Annotated in this window: 10 protein-coding genes; 1 reads left to right on the top strand and 9 read right to left on the bottom strand. The window is 67.4% G+C overall.

Annotated features, from left to right (window positions below):
- Positions 1–140 precede the first annotated feature (140 nt).
- The 4 genes from A7D16_RS00960 to mgtE form a co-directional block, all read right to left on the bottom strand.
- Positions 141–1,181, bottom strand: coding sequence for a DUF475 domain-containing protein (locus tag A7D16_RS00960; RefSeq protein WP_064628982.1), 1,041 nt, complete (start codon positions 1,179–1,181; stop codon positions 141–143).
- Positions 1,182–1,286: 105 nt separating this feature from the next.
- The gene (locus A7D16_RS00955; RefSeq protein WP_064628981.1) at positions 1,287–3,995 is read right to left on the bottom strand and encodes a bifunctional acetate--CoA ligase family protein/GNAT family N-acetyltransferase; all 2,709 of its coding nucleotides are present in this window, start codon (positions 3,993–3,995) and stop codon (positions 1,287–1,289) included.
- 287 nt (positions 3,996–4,282) lie between these two features.
- Positions 4,283–4,897, bottom strand: coding sequence for a hypothetical protein (locus A7D16_RS00950; RefSeq protein WP_064628979.1), 615 nt, complete (start codon positions 4,895–4,897; stop codon positions 4,283–4,285).
- Between the two features lie 71 nt (positions 4,898–4,968).
- Complete coding sequence (gene mgtE / locus A7D16_RS00945) at positions 4,969–6,336, bottom strand: magnesium transporter (RefSeq protein ID WP_064628977.1); 1,368 nt, start codon at positions 6,334–6,336, stop codon at positions 4,969–4,971.
- A 546-nt stretch (positions 6,337–6,882) separates the two neighbouring features.
- On the opposite strand from mgtE, the gene A7D16_RS00940 reads away from it, so the two are divergent.
- Positions 6,883–8,694, top strand: a complete 1,812-nt coding sequence (locus tag A7D16_RS00940; protein WP_064628975.1) for a monovalent cation:proton antiporter-2 (CPA2) family protein — start codon at positions 6,883–6,885, stop codon at positions 8,692–8,694.
- A 69-nt stretch (positions 8,695–8,763) separates the two neighbouring features.
- On the opposite strand, the gene zwf is transcribed toward A7D16_RS00940, so the two are convergent.
- The 5 genes from zwf to A7D16_RS00915 all read right to left on the bottom strand — a co-directional run bounded on the left by zwf (position 8,764) and on the right by A7D16_RS00915 (position 16,400).
- Positions 8,764–10,611, bottom strand: coding sequence for a glucose-6-phosphate dehydrogenase (zwf, locus tag A7D16_RS00935; RefSeq protein ID WP_064628973.1), 1,848 nt, complete (start codon positions 10,609–10,611; stop codon positions 8,764–8,766).
- Positions 10,608–12,407: a glycoside hydrolase family 15 protein gene (locus A7D16_RS00930; protein WP_064628971.1), complete on the bottom strand. Its 1,800-nt coding sequence runs from the start codon at positions 12,405–12,407 to the stop codon at positions 10,608–10,610. The genes zwf and A7D16_RS00930 overlap by 4 nt, the downstream gene beginning before the upstream one ends.
- Before the next feature lie 63 nt (positions 12,408–12,470).
- Complete coding sequence (locus tag A7D16_RS00925) at positions 12,471–12,800, bottom strand: low molecular weight protein tyrosine phosphatase family protein (RefSeq protein ID WP_082925678.1); 330 nt, start codon at positions 12,798–12,800, stop codon at positions 12,471–12,473.
- A 26-nt stretch (positions 12,801–12,826) separates the two neighbouring features.
- The gene (locus tag A7D16_RS00920) at positions 12,827–16,147 is read right to left on the bottom strand and encodes an ankyrin repeat domain-containing protein (protein WP_064628969.1); all 3,321 of its coding nucleotides are present in this window, start codon (positions 16,145–16,147) and stop codon (positions 12,827–12,829) included.
- Complete coding sequence (locus A7D16_RS00915) at positions 16,140–16,400, bottom strand: YcgL domain-containing protein (protein ID WP_064628967.1); 261 nt, start codon at positions 16,398–16,400, stop codon at positions 16,140–16,142. The genes A7D16_RS00920 and A7D16_RS00915 overlap by 8 nt, the downstream gene beginning before the upstream one ends.
- Between the last annotated feature and the right edge of the window lie 175 nt (positions 16,401–16,575).

Here is a 16,575-nt window from a genome sequence, read left to right as displayed (position 1 = left end):
GGCAAGGGCCCTGCAGCAACGGCACAGACGATCCGCTCTCTGCCCGATCTGTCCGTCATGAGCAATCAGATAGCGACGCCTGCATCGTGCCTATCGTGATCGCTTGGCGATCTTCAAGTCTGATCGAGGGCGTAGCGGCCTCAGATCTCGGTCGGGCCGACGTGGTGGCGCTTGCGGTAGCGGATCGACGACCACACCGAGGCGGCGATGAAGGCCACCCCGATCAGGCCGGTCAGCACTTCCGGCACGTGGTAGACGGTGCCCACCAGCATGATGATCGCCAGTACGCCGATGGCGTAATGGGCACCGTGCTCCAGGAACACGAACTCGTCCAGGGTGCCCTTGTGCACCAGGTAGACCGTCATCGAGCGCACGAACATCGCGCCGATCGCCAGGCCCAGCATGATGATCACCACGTCGCGGGTGATGGCGAACGCACCGATCACACCGTCGAACGAGAACGAGGCGTCCAGCACTTCCAGATACAAGAACGCGGCGATGCCCGAACGCTTGGCCGGGCCCATGCCGTCTTCGCTCTCTTCGGACTCGAACAGCGCATCCACGCTGCCGACCAGCAGATACAGCAGGATGCCGCCCAGCCCGGCGAACAGCACGCTCTGGAAGATGACCTCGGGCAGGAACAGCTTGGTGCACAGCAGGACCGTCACCGCCACGATCACCGACATCGCATCGGCCTTGCCCAGCTTGCCGACCAGCCGCTCCACCGGGCCCAGCCAATGCAGCTTGCGCTCCTGGTCGAACAGGAAGTTCAGGAACACCAGCAGCAGGAACATGCCGCCGAAGGCGGCGATGGACGGGTAGTTGTCGGTCAGCACCTGGCTGTAGCGCTCCGGCTCCTTCAGCGCCATCTGCATCACCGGCACCAGGCCCATGCCGGTGGCGACCGAGACGATCACGATCGGGAACACCAGGCGCATGCCGAACACCGCGATCAGGATGCCCACGGTGAGGAACAGCTTTTGCCAGAACGCGTTCATGTGCTTGAGCACACCGGCATTGACCACCGCGTTGTCGAACGACAATGACACTTCCAGCACGCTCAGCACCAGGCATAGCCACAGCGCCTGCCACAGGCCCATGGAGGTGGTGTGGCCCCACCAGGCAGCAACGCCCAGGCAGACGGCTGTAACCAAGAACGACATTCTGAAATCGCGAAACATTGACACTCCCAGGCGGGCCGAGACGACAGCCGGAGCAACGGGCCAGGGCAAGGCCCGGCAGATCCGGCGTGTGGTGGAGGATGGGGACCGCGGCGTGACGCAACGTCAGGCCGGGCGCGGCTCGCCCATTATAGGGAGTGTCACCGCCATCAGGGTCGCATCGTCCGGATCCGGGCGCACGCCGAAGCCCAGGCTCTGGCACATCGCCAGCATGGTGCGGTTCTCGCGCAGCACCTGGCCTTCGATCTGTTTGAGACCCAGCCAGCGCGCGTACTCGATCATGATGCGCATCAACTGCCAGCCGATGCCGTGGCCCTTGAGGTCGGAGCGGATCAGGATGCCGTACTCGCCGCCTTCGTAATCGGCATCGGCATGCAGACGCACCGCGCCGAGCATGTCGCCGGTCTTGGGGTCGATGGCCACCAGCGCGATCGAACGCGCGTAATCGAGCTGGGTCAGGCGGGCGATGAATTCGTGGCTGAAATGCTTGACCGACTGGAAGAAGCGCAGCCGCAGGTCTTCGTCGGTAACGCGCGCGAAGAAGGCACGGAACAGCGCATCGTCTTCCGGGCGCACCGGGCGCACCAGCGCGTGGGTGCCATCGCCCAGGCCGATCTGGCGCTCCCATTCCTTCGGGTACGGAAAGATCGCAAAGCGCGGATGGCCGCGGCCCTTGTGCAGCTTGCGCGCCGGCGCCACCGCCACGCGCGCGTCCAGCGCAATCACGCCATCGCGGTCGGCCAGCAGCGGGTTGATGTCCAGCTCGGTGATTTCCGGGATGTCGGCCGCCAGCTGCGCCAGCTTGACCAGCACCAGCGCCACCGCGCGCTCGTCGGCGGCCGGCACGTCGCGATACGCCTTGAGGATGCGCGAGACGCGGGTGCGGCCGATCAGCTCGTGGGCCAGGCGCAGGTCCAGCGGCGGCAAGGCCAGCTCACGGTCGTTGATCACTTCCACAGCAGTGCCGCCGCGGCCGAACACGATCGCAGGGCCGAACACCGGGTCGTCGGCAATGCCGGCGATCAGCTCGCGCGCCTTGGGCCGCAGCACGGTGGGCTGCACGATCACCCCTTCGATCAGCGCATTGGGGTGCGCGGCGCGGGCACGCGCCAGGATGCCGGTGGCCGCCTCGCGCACCGCTGCCACGCTGGACAGGTTGAACCGCACGCCATCCACGTCGGACTTGTGCGCGATCTCGCTGGACAGCACTTTCAATGTCACCGTGCGGCCGACTGCCAGTAACGGGTCGGCCAGCAATGCGGCTTCGTTGGCGGTGGCGGCCACCTGCAGCGGCACGATCGGGATGCCGTAGGCGGCCAGCAGCCGGTTGGTGGCCACCGGGTCCAGCCAGCGCCGCCCGGCCGCCAGTGCCTCATCGACCACGGTGCGCGCGATGCCGGCATCCACCACGAAGTCTTCCGGCAGGCTGGGCGGGGTTTCCATCAGCGCCGCCTGCGCCTCGCGATAGCGCACCAGGTGGGTGAAGCCGCGCACCGCATCCGATTCGGTGGCATAGGTGGGCACGCGCGCGGCGTTGAGCGCGGCGATGGCCGCATCGTCCTGGCCCAGCCACACCGCAAACACCGGCTTGTCGCGCTGATAGCGATTGCGTTGGTCCAGCGCCCGGGTCAGCGCCTTGGCCGCATCGGCAGAGGAAGTAAACGCAGTGGGCACGTTGACCACCAGCAGCGCGTCGTTTTCCGCATCGTCCAGCAGCGCTTCGATCGCCGCGGCGTAGCGCGCGCCATCGGCATCCACAATGATGTCCACCGGATTGCTGCGCGACCAGCCTTCGGGGAGCGACTGATCCAGCCGCTCCAGCGTCTTGGGCGACAACTCGGCCAGGGTGCCGCCGCGCAGCACCAGCTGGTCCACCGCCAGCTGCCCCACCCCGCCGCCATTGCTCAGGATCGCCAGCCGCCGGCCGGGGAAGCTGCCGAGCCGGCCCAGGGTTTCGGCGGCGGCGAACAACTCGTCCAGCGCGCCCACCCGCAACAGGCCGGCACGTGCGAACGCGGCGCCATACACCGCATCCGAACCGGCCAGCGCCTGCGCGTGGGTGTCGGCATTGGGGTTGATGCGGAACTGGCGCCCCGATTTGACCACCACGACGGGTTTGGCACGCGCCGCCGCACGCGCGGCCGACATGAACTTGCGCGCATCGCCGATGCGTTCGACGTACAGCAAGATGGCGCGGGTACGGTAGTCGGTGGCGAAATAATCGAGCAGGTCGCCGAAATCCACATCCAGCGTATCGCCCAGCGACACCACCGCCGAAAAGCCGACCGAACGTGCCACGCCCCACTCCACCAGCGCGGCGGCAATGGCGCTGGATTCGGAAATCAACGCCAGGTCGCCGGCCTGCGGGCAATGCGCGGCGATGCTGGCATTGAGCCGCGCGTGCGGCGCGATCACACCTAAACAGTGCGGGCCGAGGATGCGCATGCCTTTTGCCCGCGCAGCCGCCTCCATGCGTGCAGCGGGCGAGCCGGGCCCGTGCCCCAGGCCGGCGGTGAGGATGATCGCCGCGGCCACCCCGCGCCGCGCCGCGATGGAGACGATGCGCGGCACGATGCGCGCCGGCGCGGTGATCACCACCAGATCCGGCACCCACGGCAGATCGGTCAGCCGCGCCACCGTGCGCACGCCATCGATTTCGGTATAGCGCGGGCTCACCCAACCGATCTGGCCAGGGAAGCCGGCCGCGCGCAGATTGCGCACCACCGCGCGCCCGGCCGAGCGCTCACGCGGGCTGCCACCCACCACTGCCACGGTGCTGGGGCGAAAGACCTGCTGCAGGTGGTAGGTACTCATCGTGCGGGGGACGCGGAAGCCATCGCGCTACGGTACACGCACTGGCGTGCGAGGGCATGGGGCAAGGGGGGCGAACGCGGAGTGGCGGTGGCCGATGGGTGCATGCAGGCCCTGCAATCAGGGACGCGGCGCAGCCGTCTTGCGGCATGGCCATCATCGACAATCGTTCGAGCGGTTTGCTGATAACCGTTCGCGCTGGCGATGTGTTGGTTGGGCAGTGCAGCACTGCCTGCGCCGGCGTGATGTCTTCCGCAGCGCGTTGCTGCGGCAAGCCCGTTGATGCCTGACTACTTCGACAATGTCGAGGTCGACGTGCTGCAACGCTCGGCGCCATAGGCCACCGAATAAGATTCGTCGTAGCACTTGAGCAGGCCATCGACGACATCCAGATTGGGCGGCCAGCGCGCCTTTATCTCGGGCCGGCCCGATGTCGCCGGCAGGATCATGTAGCCATCCTGCAAGGGCGGCATGTCCTTGTCCTTCGGATACGGGACCGATGCAAGTCGCGCCCGTGCGGCTTCCACGCCGGCGCGGTCGCGTTTGAGGAACGCGATCATTGCGTCGACGTACGGATTCCACCCCGCAGCATCCTGATCGGCAGGCTTGTAGGATTGTTCGAACAAGGCGATCGCCTGCGCCGATTGCCCGGCCTCTGCACGCATCTGGCCTTCGTGCCAGGTCACCACGCCACCGGTAATCGCATGCGCCTGGCGGTAGTCGCGCAGCAGGTCGGCCGCGGCCAGCGCGCAACCGGGACGGTCGGCAATGGTGCGCCAGCCGCCCTTCAGATCCTGATCGAAGGCGTTTTCATCCAACGCCAGCATCGCCGCACGGTCGTAGCTGCACCCTGCAGGCTGGGCCGGTTCGGCCCAGCCTGGCAGCGGCATGACGATCGATAACATTCCAGCCCACACGACGGACCACAGCACTCTGCCTCGCATCGCCAGCGCCTTGTCTGGGAGGAAACCAGACTCTACAACAACGTCCCGCTCAGTATCGCCGCAGCGATACTGAAATAAATGACCAATCCGGTGACATCCACCAATGTGGCCACGAATGGCGCCGAGGCGCTGGCCGGATCAAAGCCGAAGCGTTGCAGCACGAATGGCAGCATCGAGCCGGAGAGCGAACCGAATGTGACGATGCCGATCAACGCCGCGCCGATGGTCAGCGCCACCATCTGCCAGTGCGGGCCATAGTCGTACAGGCCGGCGGTCTGCCAGATGGTGATGCGCACGATCGCAAGCACGCCCAGGATCGCGCCCAGGGTGAGGCCGGTGGGCAGCTCGCGCAGCGCCACCTTCCACCAGTCGCGCAGGCGGATTTCGCGCAGCGCCAGCGAGCGGATCAGCAAGGATGTGGCCTGCGAGCCGGAGTTGCCGCCAGAGCTCATGATCAACGGAATGAACAGGGTCAACACCACCGCCTTGGACAGCTCGTCCTCGAAGTGCTGCATCGCGCTGGCGGTGAGCATTTCGCCCAGAAACAACACGCTCAACCAGCCGGCGCGCTTCTTGATCATCTGGCCGAAGCCAATCTGCATATAGGGCTTGTCCAGCGCTTCCATGCCGCCGAACTTGTGCACGTCTTCGGTGGATTCGGCGATCAACGCATCCAGCACATCGTCCACGGTGACGATGCCGAGCACATGGCCGCGCGCATCCACCACCGGAATGGCGAGCAGGTCGTGGCGGCGGATCAGCCGCGCCACTTCTTCCTGGTCCAGCGCCGGGTCCACGGTGACCGGCGGATTGACTTGCGCCACCTCCAGGATCGGCGCATCCGCAGCCCCGGTGATCAGCCGGCGCATGGTGACCACCTGGGTCAGCACGCGGCTGTGCGGGTCGAGCAGATAGATGGCGTAGACGGTCTCGCGGCTGCGCTCCACCTCGCGGATGTGCTGCAGGGTGCGGCCCGCCGTCCAGTCGGCCGGTACCGCCACGAACTCGGTGGTCATCAGCGCGCCGGCGGTGTTGGGCGGGTAGCGCATCAACGCCTGGATCGACAGCCGCGCTTCGGCGCTGAGCAACCACAGCAGCGGCTGACGCTGCTCGGCATCCAGGCCATGGAAGATGTCGGTGGCACGGTCGTCGGCCATCTGCCCGAGCAAGGAGGCGGCCTGCTCGGCCGGCAGCAATGCCACCAGCGCGCTGGCATCGCGCAGCTCGGGTTGTTCGAGCAGCTTCACTGCACGCGGAGACGGCAACGCGGCCAGCACGTGCGCTGCGTCGTCGCGGTCGAGGGTGTTGAGATATTCCACCGCATCGGCCGCGTTGCGCTCGGCCAGGGGTGCGGTCAGTGCATCGACGCCTTGGGCAAGGCGCAGGGTTTGCTCGTACATGGTGGTTCGCCTGGTGACGACCGTCGTCGATGACAGCCGGCGAACCTGAGCCTCAGGCGCGCGCCAGCTGGGTCATCGACCCGGGTCTAGGGTGACTGTCGCTGGACATGGGTAGGGCTCCGAAGGCGCATACCGGCCGGTGATCCGGGCGGCGGCGCGGCGCAGTCTGCGCGCCTGAGCTGGCTTGGTCAATGCCCTGCTTAGGCGATGCTCAGCGGGCGTCCAGGCGGACGCCACAACGCAGGGCCTGTCATGTCGACAAGCGACTGCATTGCACCCGACTACCGGCCGTGCGCGACCGACCAGGACGGTGGATCATTGCCTGCAACGGCGGCTGCGTGCACGCGTGCAATGCGGAACGACATGGCGCCATACGGCTCAGTCATGCGGACGACGTGGCGAATTGCTGCCCGCGATGCGGTGCTGCCGGCTTGCATCACCGAACCAGAGCACACCGCCAATCCACACAGTTGCACGCAGCGCACGCCGATCCAGGCCAGTAGCCGACCGCGCGCGGCATAATGCGCACATCAACGGAGAGTGCACATGCATAGCGGTGGTCTGGAACTGGCGTTGGTGCTGATGCTGGCCGCCATCGTGGCAGTGCCGGTGTTCAAGCGCTTCGGCCTGGGCGCGGTGCTGGCCTATCTGGTTGCCGGCGTGGTGCTGGGCCCGGACGGCGTGGGCGTGGTCCAGGACGCCGAACGTATCAGCGGCGCGGCCGAGATCGGCGTGGTGATGCTGCTGTTCGTGATCGGCCTGGAACTGTCGCCGGCGCGTTTGAAAGTGATGCGGCATTCGGTATTCGGCGCTGGCGCCACCCAGGTGCTGGTGACCGCAGTGATCCTGGGCGGCCTGCTGATGGCGGCCCAGCTGGGCTGGAAGAGCGCGCTGATCGTGGGCGTGGCGCTGGCTTTGTCGTCCACCGCAGTCGGCTTGCAGCTACTGTCCGAACGCAAGGCGCTGGGCAGCGATTACGGGCGCTTGGCGTTCGCCATTTTGCTGTTTCAGGATCTGATCGCCATTCCATTGCTGGCGGCCATTCCGTTGCTCGGCGGCAGCAAGAACGCCACGCTGGAATGGCAGGACGTGGCCAAGGCGGTCGCGGCATTGACGCTGGTGATTCTCTGCGGGCGCTTTGTGCTGCGCCATCTGTTCAACATGGTGGCGCGCACGCGCATGCCGGAAGTGTTCACCGCCAGCGCCTTGCTGGTCGTGCTGGGCACGGCGTGGATCATGCAGGAGGCCGGATTGAGCGCCAGCCTGGGCGCGTTTTTGGCCGGCGTGCTGCTGGCCGATTCGCAATTCCGCCACGAACTGGAATCTCAGATCGAACCATTCGAAGGGCTGCTGCTGGGCCTGTTCTTCATTTCGGTGGGCATGGGCATCGACCTCAACCGCGTGGTGGCCGAGCCGGGCTTGATCGCCGCAGGCGTGGCGATCTTGCTGCCGGTGAAGTTCTCGCTGCTGGTCGGCATCGGCAGCGTGGCCAAGCTGCCGCTACGCAGTAGCCTGATGCTGGGCAGCGTGCTATGGCTGGGCGGCGAATTCGCCTTCGTGGTATTCAACGAAGCCGACCGCGTGGGCTTGCTGGACCCGGCCAATCACGATCGGCTGGTGGCCATCGTGGGCGTATCGATGGCGCTGACGCCGTTGTTGCTGCTGGGCATGCAACGCATCCTCAACGGGCCGCTGCGCCTGCGCGCGCCCAAAACCGATCGGCCATTTGACACCATCGATGCGCAGACCCCCAAGGTGCTGGTCGCCGGCATGGGCCGCTTCGGCCAGGTGGTTGCGCGCTTGCTCACCGCGCGGCATGTGCCGTTCGTGGCGCTGGAACATAACCCCGACACGGTGGAAGACCTGCGCCGCTTCGGCAGCCAACTGTATTACGGCGACCCCACCCGCCCAGAACTGCTGCGCGCCGCCGGCGCTGATCGCATCAAGGTGTTCGTGATCGCGGTGGACGACCCGGAAACCAATATCAAGACGGTGCGGCTGATCCGCCGCCTGTACCCACAGGCCACGGTGCTGGCGCGCGCGCGCAATCGTCAGCACGCCTGGAAGCTGATGGACCTGGGCGCTGAACCGTTCCGCGAAGTGTTCGCCTCCAGCCTGGAACTGGGCGAACGCGTGCTGACCTCGCTCGGCCTGGGCGAAGCACTGGCGCAGGACCACGTCAAACGCTTCCGCCAGCACGACGAAGACCTGCTGCGCCGCCAGCACCTGGTCTACGACGACGAAGCCAAGGTGATCCAGACCTCGCGCGATGCCCGCGCCGATCTGATGAATCTGTTCGAAGCCGACGTCAAGGCGGATGTGGACAGCGAGCCCGCGCCCACTACACAGGATCGCTAGCCTTTTCGTAGAAGCGCGCTTCTACACGGGTTTCATGCGACCGCAGCGGCTGCGTGTTGATCGCAGCACTCAGCTACGCGGTTTGCGCGCTACGGTTTTACTGGCCGACTTCTTCGCTGCGCTTTTGCCCGCCGCAGTTTTGCCGACAGCCTTTGCAGCGGCCTTTTCGACCTTCCTGGTTGCGCGTTTGGTCACTGCTTTCTTTGCGGCACTACCCGAGGACGCGGCCGCGTCTTGCGACGGTTTGGCTGCAGCGACCGATGCGCGCTTGGCTGGCGCCTTGCGCACAGGTTTTGCCGTCTTCGTGGTGTTCTTCGCCGTTTTCCTGGTGGCTTTCTTGATCGGCGTCGTCGCGCTGCTGCGTGCCTCCGGCGGCCGGCGCGGTGGCGGCTTGCGGCCCGGGGTGAGCGCGCGCCAGGCGTGCCCGCCATTCATGGCCAGCAGTGCGTCCGCGGCCGATGGGCCGGCGCTGCCGGCGGCATAGTTGGGGAAGTCGCTTGGCGGTTGTTTCCACGCATCCAGGATCGGTTGCACGATGCGCCACGCGCCTTCCACCATGGCCGCGTCCTGGAACAGGCCGGCCTCGCCCTTCATGCAGTCCTGCAGCAGGCGTTCGTAGCCCACCGTGTATTCCTTGGGAAACCAGTCGCGGTAGCGGAAGTCCATGCGTACCGGGGCCAGCGCCACCTGGGCGCCCGGGCGCTTGACGTCGAACTGCAGCGAAATGCCTTCATCCGGCTGGATGTGCAGCACCAGCCAGTCGGGGCCGTAGCCGCCCACTTCGGTACTGCGGAACGGGGCCAGCGGCGCCGGCTTGAAACGGATCGCGATCTCGGTGGTGCGCTCGCGCAGGCGCTTGCCGGTGCGCAGATAGAACGGCACGCCGGCCCAGCGCCAGGTGTCCACCTGCAGCTTCATCGCCACATAGGTTTCGGTTTCCGAATCTTCCGGAACGGTGTCTTCTTCGCGATAGCCCGGCACCGCGGCGCGGCTGACCGCGCCGGAAGCGTATTGCCCGCGCACCACATCTTCGGGTTTGATCGGGCGCACCGCCTCGATCACCTCGGCGCGACGACGATGCATCGCTTCGGTAGTGAACGCGGCCGGCGGCTCCATCGCAATCATCGCCAGCAACTGGAACAGATGGTTCGGCACCATGTCGCGCAGGCAGCCGGTGGGATCGTAAAAACGCCCGCGGCCTTCCACGCCGATGGTTTCGGCGGCGGTAATCTGCACATGGTCGATACGGTCGCGGTTCCACACCGGCTCGAACAAGCCGTTGGCAAAACGGAACGCAAGAATGTTCTGCACGGTTTCCTTGCCCAGGAAATGATCGATGCGGAACACCTGATCTTCGTGCAGCACCTTGGCGACGGTGGCATTGAGATGCTTGGCACTGGGCAGATCGTGGCCGAAGGGTTTTTCCACGATGACGCGACGCCAGCCCTCGCCTTGGCGCTGCTTGACCAGACCGGCTTCACCCAGGTTGAGCAGCACCGGCTCGAAGAAACGCGCAGCGGTGGCCAGATAGAACAGCACATTGCCCTGGGTGCCATAGCGCTTGTGCAGTTTTTCCAGCACGCCATCCAGCGCTTGATAAGCATCCAGGTCGGTGAAATCACCGCGCAGATAATGCATGCGCTCGCGCAACCAGTCCCAGGTGTCGGTATCGAATTCGTCGGTCTGGAATTCGGCATCGCGGCTGCTGAGCAGCTGCGTCATCGATTGGCCCATGGTGCTGCGCCAGGCGCGCTCGCTGATGTCGCCATGGTCCATGCCGACGATGGCGAATTGCTCGCCCAACGCACCGGCGCGGCGCAGGTTGTACAGCGCCGGCATTACCAGGCGCTTGGTCAGATCGCCGCGCGCGCCGAACACCACGATGATGCACGGCGGGGTGGTTTCTTGCTCACTCATGGATGCGTTTCCTTTTCGCCCATGCATCCATGCAGGCGCAATGCCGCATTGACCAGGGCCACGTGGGAATACCCTTGCGGGAAGTTGCCGAGCATGCGCTTGCTGCGCGGGTCGTATTCTTCGGCGAGCAGCCCCACGTCGTTGCACAGCCCGAGCAGACGTTCGAGCAGCGCACGCGCCTGGTCGGTGCGGCCGATCAGTGCATAGTTTTCCACCAGCCAGAAACTGCAGGCCAGGAAGGTGCCTTCGCCGGCCGGCAGGCCGTCGGCGCTGTCGTCGGCACGATAGCGTTCGACCAAGCCGTCGATGGTGAGGTCGCGCGCGATCGCATCGGCGGTGGCGGCGATGCGCGGATCATCCGCCGGCAAGAAACCGACGATGGGGATCAGCAGCAGCGAGGCATCCAGTCGATCGGAGCCGTAGCTCTGCACGAAGTGGCCGTCCGGGTGCACGCCTTTTTCCAGCACTTCGGCACGAATCTCTTCGGCAAGCCGGCCCCAGTGAGCGCGTTTTTCAGTATTCGCATTGGTGATGCCGTCGCGTGCGCCGCAGTCGAAGGCCAGCCACGCCATCACCTTGGAATGCACGAAGTGGCGGCGCTCGTCGCGGATTTCCCAGATGCCTTCGTCCGGTTCGCGCCACAGCGTTTCCAGCGTGTCCAGAATCTTTTCCAGCAGCGACGCAGACGAGCCATCGTCGTCCGATGGCGGGCCCACGCCTTTTTCGCGTGCGTAATGAAAGGCGCCGATCAACTCGCCATACACGTCGAGCTGAAACTGATCCACTGCACCGTTGCCGATGCGCACCGGGCCGGAATGTTCATAGCCGGGCAGCCAGTGCGCTTCCCATTCCTGCAAGCGGCGTTCGCCGGCAATGCCGTACAGCGCCTGCAATTGATCGGGCGAGCCGGCGATGGTGCGTTGGACCCAAGCGCGGAATGCCACCGCTTCGTCGCGGTACCCGGCCTGCAGCAAGGCGATCAGCGTGAACACAGAATCGCGCAGCCAGCAGTAGCGGTAATCCCAGTTGCGCGTGCCGCCCAGATGCTCGGGCAGCGAGGCGGTGGGCGCGGCGACAATGCCGCCGGTGGGCAGATAACTCAGCCCTTTCAACACCACCAGCGAGCGGCGTACCTGCTCGGTCCACGGACCCACGTCGGTGCACCGGCGCGCCCAGCCATGCCAGAACGCGGCGGTGCGCTGCAATGCCTGTTCGGGGTCGATCAGCGGGGGCGTGGCCAGATGCGAGGCGCCGTGACTGAGCAAAAACCAGGTACTTTCCCCTTCGCGCAAGGTGAAGTCGGTTTCGGTGCCCATGTCTTCGCCGTGCAGGGTTTGCGGCGAACGCAGTGCGAGTTGATCGGGGCCGGCAATGGCGCGGATGCCATCGACGATGCGCGTCACCCACGGCACCGTGCGGCCGTAGTTGAAGCGGAAGGTCAGGCGCATGTGCATCGGCACGCTGCCTTGCACGCAGCGCACGATGCGCACCAGATGCTGATGGATCTCGGTGTCTTCGCTGGCCACCATGAAGTCGACCAACTCCACCGTGCCGCTGTCGGTGCTCATGCGCGTGCGCAGCACCAGACTGTCGTCTTCGTAGGCGCGCTCGGTGCGGAAGTCGGCAGCCGGCGACAACGCCCATTGCCCGTGTTGCTCGTCGCCCAGCAGCGATGCGAAGACCGCATCGGAATCGAAACGTGGCAGACACAGCCAGTCGATGGTGCCGCGGTGGTCGACCAGGGCCGCGCTGTGGCAATTGCCCAGCATGGCGTGGTCCTCGATACGCACGCTCATCGTGTGGGCGCTTCCTTCCGGCGAAAGAACGCGCAGTCTTGCATGCGCGGTGTCGGGATCAGGTTACGACTGCGCTTGCAAGCGCAGCAACGGTGGCACCGTGTGTTCCAGGCGGCGTACCAGTGCCGGGTCCATGTACGCATAGTCGTCGGGAATCTGCAGGCAGATCACCCGGCAATGGCGCAAATGTGCGGCGAAGCGTTTGCGCAGCAGTTGCAGATGGCGAGCTTCCATCACCAGCACCACTTCGGCTTCCTGCAGCAACTCCGGGGTGACCTGGACGTCGGCATCGGCGGCCAGCCCGGCCGATTGCGCCTGCACGCCGGGCCAGTCGGCGAACACGCGCTCGGCGGTGGGGCTGCGCAGGCGGTTGCGGCTGCACACGAACAACACCCGCAGCGGTTGCCCGCCGCGCGAGCTCAGCGGCCTTCGCGCAGGAAGCGCGCCATCGAGGAGACGCCTGGCAGCGCGGGTTCGAACTGGCCGGCTACATCGATGAAGCCGCGCATGATGGCGATCTCGCGCGGGGTGCGGTTGAGCGCGTCGCGCCGGTCGGCATCGGCGCCGGCGCGCAGCAGGCGCTGCACCAGCAATGGCAGCCCGTGCAATGCGGCCAGATGCAGCGGGCCGAAGCCGCGTTGGTCGGCCACATCCAGCGAGACATCTTCGTCGAGCAGGCGTTCGACCCCGGCCAGCACGACCTGCTCGTCGCAGGCGGTGCCCGGTTCGGCGCGCGCGCCCAGCAACAGCAGCAACGGGCTGACCCGGCCACCGGCCAGGGATTCCGGGTCGGCACCGGCCAGCAGCAAGGTGTCCAGCAAGGCCAGCAGGCGGCTCTTGTCGCGCGCGGTGAAACCGTACAACGCGGCGCAATGCAGCGGCGCCAGCCCCTGATTGTCGGTGGCATGCACGTCGGCCGCGGCGGTGAGCAGGCGCGCCACGATGTCCGGCAGCCCCAGCGCACAGGCCAGCATCAGCACGGTGACCCCGCCCGGCAGGCGGTGTTCGATCTGCGCGCCGGCCTGCAGCAAGGCAGCGACGATCTCGGTCTGGCGCATGCTCACCGCCGCCGACAACGGCGTGGCGCCGCTGTTGGCCGCGCGTTGCGGATCGGCGCCGCGGCCGAGCAGATGCGCCACCACGCCAAGATGGCCGCCACCGGCGGCACGCAGCAGTGCGGTGCAGCCCTGGGCGTCGACGGCGTCCACCGGCAGGCCGAGGTCGATCAGGCGCCGCACCGCATCGGTGTCGCCGGTCATCGCTGCCGCCGGCACATCCGCTTCGCGCAGCGTGCGGCCTGGCAGCGACCAGATCCGCCAGTCCAGCCAGTCGGAAAGATCGCGGCGGCCGATCGACAGCGCCACGCCGAGCGGGGTCTGCCCGTCGGCAGCGCGCGCTTCCGGCGAGGCGCCCTGCTTGACCAGCAGTTTCAGCGACGCGTCGCGGCCCAGCGCGGTGGCCAGATGCAATGCGGTCATGCCGTGGCTGTCGCGCGCCTCGCGGTCCACGCCGTGTTCCAGCAACCACTGCTGCAGACGCAGCCAACCCAGCCGCACCGCCAGCGACAACGGCGGATCGCCGGCGGCCGACGGCGCGAACGGGTCGGCGCCGCGTTCGAGCAACTCCAGCGCGAACTGTTCCAGCCCGCGCGATGCCGCATCGTGCTGCACGCAGGCGCTGAGCAGCCGGGTCAGACCACCGGCGCCTGCCGGGGAGACGCCATGCCGCAGCAGCGCCTGCATGGCCGGCACCGCCTCCACGCCGCGCGAGAGCAGCGCGAACATCGGCACATCGCCGCAGGCGTCGCGCACTTCGGCATCGGCGCCGTGGCGCAGCAGCCAGTCGACCGCCTCGGCGTTCAAGGCCAGATGCGCGTCGTGCAACAGGCCGCCAAGTTCTTCCGCGGCACACAGCCGCGCCAGCGCAACCAGGCCGTCGCGCTGTCCGAACTGCAGGCCTTCGCGCAGCAGCACCAGCGGCGGGCGATCGGGCAGCACGGCAACGCCAGGCGTGTCGCCATGCCCGTCGCTGACCGCGGCCGGCAACGGGTAGGCCGGATCGAGCAATTGCACGATCGCCCAACGCCCGGCTTCGGCGGCTACATCCACCGCGCGACGGCCGTGCGCGTCGACGCTGTCGGCCGGCACCTGCAGATCCAGCAACCGGCGGATCAATGCCGGCGACACGTTGTCGGCGGCGCAGGCCAGCATCACGGCATTGCGGCCGTCGCCGTCGATGGCCAGCACATCGGCCTTGCGCGCGACCAGGCGTTCGAGCACCGCGCTACGCGCCTGCCGCGCGGCGTCCAGCCACGGCGTACGGCCTAGCAGATCGCGTGCTTCCAGATTGGCCCCGGCCGACAGCAGCGCCTCGACGATGTCGCCGTGGCCGGCCAGCGCGGCTTCGTGCAGGGCGCTGCGGCGCTGCTTGTCGCGCGCATCCACGCGTGCCTTGTGCTTGAGCAGCAGCTGCACGCCAGCCGGGTCGTCTTCCTCGGTGCCGGCAGCAGCCAGAAGCACCGGTGCGCCACCGTCGGGTTCGGAATGCGCGCCGCGCTCCAGCAGAAACTTGGCCAGCCGCCAGTTGCCGACCTGGCAGGCCATCGCCAGCGGCGAGTGGCCTTCGTTGTTGAGCGCATCGAGCTCGGCGGCGGCATCGCGCAGCAGCGCGGCCACGCCCGGGTCGGAACTGCGCACCGCATGATGCAGCGGGGTATTGCCGTCGTTGTCGCTGGAGCGCGGGTCCGCACCGTTGGCCAGCAGCGTCATCACCGCATCCGGGCGGCCGTGCCAGCTGTCGCGGGTGGCGGCCAGCAACGGGGTCATGCCGCGGTGCGGTTGGTTGACGTCGACGCGGCGCACGATCAGCTCGCGCAGCAGGCGCAGGTCCGGCAGCACCGCGGCCAGCGCGGGCAGGCTGCGTTGGTCGCGCCATTCCGGCAGCGGCAGCGCCTGCGGGTCGGCACCGGCCTCCAGCAATTGCAGCGCGCGGTCCACCCGGCCACTGCGCGCGGCTTCGAACAGTTCGGGGACCAGCTGATGCTGGGCCACCGGCTCCAGCGGGCGCGGTTCGGCCGCAGCTTCGGAGAAGAAATCGGCCGCCTGGCGCGCCGGCGGCGCATCGCTGCGCATCGGCGCGGCGGTGCGTTGCAGCAGCAGATGGGCGGCCGGCAGCAGCACGCCGGCGGCAACCGCCAGGCCCCAGCGCAGGCCACCGGACAACCAGCCCGGCCACGCCAACACCACGGCCAGGGTGCACATCGCCAGCACCAGCGCGGCCGCCAGCAGGCCGCGCCAGGCCTGCAATTCCTGCGTGGCCAATGCGTGCCAGCGTGGCGCCAGCGCGCCGCCGTCGCGTTCCACCTCGCCCCACAGCGGCCAGGTGCGCCACAGCCCGAGCAAGGCGGCGCTGACCGCCACGCTCAATGCCAGCGCGGCGGCCAGGCTGCCGCTGTCGCGCAGGGCGGTCAGCGGCCAGCTGATCAGCGCGGCCAGTGCCAGCAGGCCGACGCCCCAGATCGCCAGCAACGGCGGCAGCGCCTGCGCGATGGCGCGCGGCTGGCTTGGCACTGTGCGCGTCCCGCGTGCCCACGACACCGCCAGCGCAAATGCCGGCTGCGCCAGCCACAGGCTCAGCGCGGCAACCACGCCACCAAGACCACCGAGCAGGCACAGCACCACGCCGGCCGCCCCGGCCAGCGCTGCTGCGCGCATCCGTGCGCCACGCGCAGGCTCAGTCATAGTCGCACTCGCCCGCGAGCACGAGCGTCTTGGGCAATTGCAGATAGAAGCCGTGCTTGGCCAGCGCTTCGCGCACCGTGGCCACATCGGCCTGCGCCAACCTGCGCTCGGGCGTCAACGCCACCTCCAGCACGAACGAAAACGGCGCCAGCTGCGCCTGCACGGCGGCAGGAAGACCGGAGAAGTCGTCACGCGTGGCGAGATAGACGAAGGTGTCCTGCTTGCGTTGGCTTTTATAGACGTAGGCGTGCATGCGCGCGTGGTCGCGCTCGATCGAGAAGTGGGTCGCATCGATTGTGTCGCAATTGCGGCGACGGCGAAAGCGCGGCCTGCGCGAAAAATCCCAGCCGCGTCAGCGACATGACCGCCACGTTCAGTTGCGCCATCCACGGGGCGGGCGCACGCCATCGATATACTGGCTGCACTTT

This window comes from Xanthomonas nasturtii (assembly GCF_001660815.1).
GTDB classification, from domain to species: Bacteria; Pseudomonadota; Gammaproteobacteria; order Xanthomonadales; family Xanthomonadaceae; genus Xanthomonas; species Xanthomonas nasturtii.
Note: the sequence above shows the minus strand (reverse complement) of the source record. Positions and strands in the feature narration are given on the sequence as shown.

What these genes read in the sequence shown, in the direction of transcription:
- A7D16_RS00960 (WP_064628982.1), bottom strand. Translation starts at nt 1,181, where the DNA reads ATGTTTCGCGATTTCAGAATGTCGTTCTTGGTTACAGCCGTCTGCCTG.
- A7D16_RS00955 (WP_064628981.1), bottom strand. Translation starts at nt 3,995, where the DNA reads ATGAGTACCTACCACCTGCAGCAGGTCTTTCGCCCCAGCACCGTGGCA.
- A7D16_RS00950 (WP_064628979.1), bottom strand. Translation starts at nt 4,897, where the DNA reads ATGTTATCGATCGTCATGCCGCTGCCAGGCTGGGCCGAACCGGCCCAG.
- mgtE (WP_064628977.1), bottom strand. Translation starts at nt 6,336, where the DNA reads ATGTACGAGCAAACCCTGCGCCTTGCCCAAGGCGTCGATGCACTGACC.
- A7D16_RS00940 (WP_064628975.1), top strand. Translation starts at nt 6,883, where the DNA reads ATGCATAGCGGTGGTCTGGAACTGGCGTTGGTGCTGATGCTGGCCGCC.
- zwf (WP_064628973.1), bottom strand. Translation starts at nt 10,611, where the DNA reads ATGAGTGAGCAAGAAACCACCCCGCCGTGCATCATCGTGGTGTTCGGC.
- A7D16_RS00930 (WP_064628971.1), bottom strand. Translation starts at nt 12,407, where the DNA reads ATGAGCGTGCGTATCGAGGACCACGCCATGCTGGGCAATTGCCACAGC.
- A7D16_RS00920 (WP_064628969.1), bottom strand. Translation starts at nt 16,147, where the DNA reads ATGACTGAGCCTGCGCGTGGCGCACGGATGCGCGCAGCAGCGCTGGCC.
- A7D16_RS00915 (WP_064628967.1), bottom strand. Translation starts at nt 16,400, where the DNA reads ATGCACGCCTACGTCTATAAAAGCCAACGCAAGCAGGACACCTTCGTC.